Origin of the sequence: Pseudomonas sp. IPO3747, assembly GCF_013385245.1 — a bacterium.
GTDB classification, from domain to species: domain Bacteria; phylum Pseudomonadota; class Gammaproteobacteria; order Pseudomonadales; family Pseudomonadaceae; genus Aquipseudomonas; species Aquipseudomonas edaphica.
Map to the genome: position 1 here is coordinate 217,462 of NZ_JACAQL010000011.1, position 3,393 is coordinate 220,854.

General features: G+C 59.9%; 2 protein-coding genes. Both read left to right on the forward strand.

Annotated features, from left to right (window positions below; translation table 11 throughout):
* Nucleotides 1-114 precede the first annotated feature (114 nt).
* Nucleotides 115-1,266 (forward strand): macrolide transporter subunit MacA, encoded by a 1,152-nt coding sequence (macA, locus tag HX790_RS18415; RefSeq protein ID WP_169987694.1) that lies wholly within the window; start codon nt 115-117, stop codon nt 1,264-1,266.
* 3 nt (nt 1,267-1,269) lie between these two features.
* The gene (locus HX790_RS18420; RefSeq protein WP_176991881.1) at nt 1,270-3,228 is read left to right on the forward strand and encodes a MacB family efflux pump subunit; all 1,959 of its coding nucleotides are present in this window, start codon (nt 1,270-1,272) and stop codon (nt 3,226-3,228) included.
* The last annotated feature ends 165 nt before the right edge of the window (nt 3,229-3,393 follow it).

Consider the following 3,393-nt stretch of genomic DNA (forward strand, 5'->3'; position numbering starts at 1 on the left):
GCGATGCAGACACCTCGGTGTGTCAGGCACACCGAGTTGATGTTATCGCAGGCAAGCCAGCTCCCACACTGGACCGTGCCGTTGTAGGCCCTCTTCATCTTTTTATGGTCATTTATGGAAAAGTCAAAGTTTCGCAAAATTGGAATGCTCGCGGTATTGGCTGTTGCCATTGGCCTGGTGGTGTACACGGTGCAGGCACCCGCCGATGCGCCGCAGTACCTCACTGCCACGGCTGAGCGCGGTGATATTGAGAATGCTGTGTTGGCCACCGGTTTGCTTGAGGGCATCAAGCAGGTCGATGTTGGCGCGCAGGTGTCGGGGCAGTTGAAGTCGCTCAAGGTCAAGGTCGGCGACAAGGTGAAGAAGGGCCAGTGGTTGGCGGAGATCGACCCGCTGATTCTGCAAAACACCTTGCGTAAAGCCCAGGTGGATGAGGAAAACCTGCAGGCCCAGCGCCGCGCCACGGCGGCGCAGCTCAAGCAGGCCAAGTCGGTGTATGAGCGCTATAAGGGCTTGCAGGTGGATGAGTCGGTATCGCGCCAGGATTTTGAAGACGCCGAGTCCACTTTCCAGGTGCAACAAGCCAACCTGTTGTCGCTGGATGCGCAGATCAAAAGCGCGCATATCCAGATCGATACCGCCAAGGTCAATCTGGCGTACACGCGCATCGTCGCGCCCATTGACGGCGATGTAGTCGGCATCGTCACGCAGGAAGGCCAGACCGTGATCGCCAACCAGTTGGCGCCGGTGCTGCTCAAGCTGGCCGACCTGGACACCATGACCGTCAAGGCCCAGGTGTCGGAGGCCGATGTGATCCATATCAGCCCCGGCCAGCAGGTGTATTTCACCATCCTGGGTGAAGCCGACAAGCGCTACTACGCCAAGTTGCGTGGCACGGAGCCGGCGCCACAGAACTTCCTCGAAACCCAGACCGCCGGTACGCCCAAGCAGAACACCGCGGTGTTTTACAACGCGCTGTTCGACGTGCCTAACCCGGACCATCGCCTGCGCATCGCCATGACCGCCCAGGTGCGTATTGTGCTCGACACTGCCCAGGCGGCCTTGATGGTGCCGGTGGCGGCGCTTGGTGCGCGCAATAACGACGGCACTTACCCGTTACGGGTGCTGGACGCCAAGGGCAAGGCGCTGTCGCGGGATGTGAAGACCGGCATCAATAACAACGTCAAGGTGCAGATCCTGGAGGGCCTGGCCGAGGGCGACAAAGTCGTGATCGGCGACGCCAGCCCAGCTGTGGCGGGGAACTGAGCCATGACCCAACCCCTGTTGAAGCTCAAGGGCATTACCCGCAGTTTCATGGCCGGCGAGCGCGAGTTCATCGCACTCAAGGGCATCGACCTGACGATTCATGCCGGCGAAATGGTCGCGATCATCGGTGCCTCGGGTTCGGGCAAATCCACCTTGATGAATATCCTCGGCGGCCTGGACTACGCCACCGCCGGCAGCTACAAGATCAACGGCATCGAGACCCGCTCGCTGGGCGATGAACAGTTGGCGGAACTGCGCCGGGATTACTTCGGGTTTATCTTCCAGCGCTACCATTTGCTCGCGCACTTGAGCGCCTTGCATAACGTGGAAATGCCGGCGATCTACGCCGGTACGCCCGAGAGCCAACGGCACAGCCGGGCGCGCGACCTGCTCACGCGCCTGGGCCTGGCGGGGCACACCACCCACCGCCCGAGCCAGCTCTCCGGTGGCCAGCAACAGCGCGTAAGTATCGCCCGGGCCTTGATGAATGGCGGTGAGGTGATCCTCGCCGACGAGCCCACCGGCGCCCTCGACACCCACAGCGGCAAGGAGGTGATGCGCATCCTCGCCGAGCTGCACGCGGCCGGGCACACGGTGATTATCGTCACCCACGACCCCAAGGTGGCGGCGAACGCCCAGCGGATTGTCGAGGTGTGCGATGGTGAAATAGTCAGCGACAAGTCCAATGACAGTGTGGGGCTGGAGTTGCCCAGCGAAGCGCCGATTGAGCCCAAGCGCAGCGGCGCTCGGCGCCTGGTGGCGAGCCTGGGGTTGTTCAAGGAGGCCTTCAATATGGCCTGGGTCGCGCTGATTTCCCATCGCATGCGTACCTTGCTGACCATGCTGGGTATTGTCATCGGCATTACCTCGGTGGTGTCGATTTCAGCGATCGGCGAGGGGGCCAAGCGTTATGTGCTCAAGGACATCCAGGCGATTGGCAGCAACACCATCGATATCTTTTCCGGCACCAGTTTCGGCGACAGTCGTGCGTCGGCCATCGAGACGTTGATGCCGTCGGATGTGGAGGCGTTGAATCAACTGTATTACGTCGACAGCGCCACGCCGGTGGTAGGGCGCAACCTGTTGCTGCGCTTTGGCAATATCGACCTGGATGCGCAGGTGAATGGCGTCAGTGATCGGTATTTCAAAGTGAAGGGGCTCAAGCTCGAAGCCGGGATTGCCTTCAGTGAAAGTGATGCGCGGCGTCAGGCGCAGGTGGTGGTGATTGACCACAACACTCGGCATCGCCTGTTCGGGCCGAACGTGGACCCGCTGGGGCAGGTGATCCTGGTTGGGAACCTGCCGTGTACGGTGATCGGGGTGACGGCTGACAATAAAAACATGTTCGCTGCCAGTAAGGCGTTGAACGTGTGGGTACCTTATGAAACGGCGGCGGGGCGGCTGTTGGGGCAGCGGCATCTGGACAGCATTACCGTGCGTATCAAGGATGGGCAGCCGAGCAAGGTGGTGGAAGACAACGTTAACAAGCTGATGCTGCAGCGGCATGGGACCAAGGATTTTTTCACCAATAACCTTGATAGCATCATGCAGACGGTGCAGAAAACCAGCCGCTCCCTGGCGCTGCTGTTGTCGCTGATTGCGGTGATTTCGTTGTTGGTGGGTGGGATTGGGGTGATGAATATCATGCTGGTGTCGGTGACTGAGCGCACCCGTGAGATTGGGATTCGCATGGCGGTGGGGGCGCGGCAATCGGATATTCGCCAGCAGTTTCTGGTGGAGGCGGTGATGGTGTGTTTGATCGGCGGGGTTATTGGGATTTCGTTGTCTTACGCCATTGGGTATCTGTTTTCGCTGTTTGTGAAGGAGTGGGAGATGGTGTTTTCCGTGGGGTCGATTGTGACGGCGTTTGCGTGTTCGACGTTGATCGGGATTGTGTTTGGTTTTGTGCCGGCACGGAATGCGGCGCGGTTGGACCCGATTGAGGCACTGGCGCGGGATTGATTGGCTTTTGGTGGCGGTTTGTCGGCGTGTATATCCGTTATTTGGGTAACGGCGGCTTATGGTTCCGCTCTTACAGCGGGTCACTTTTGGCAAACGCCCCAAAAGTAACCAAAAGGTCTTCGCCCCACCACTCGGTGCCTCGCTTAGGCTCGGCATGCCCGCACT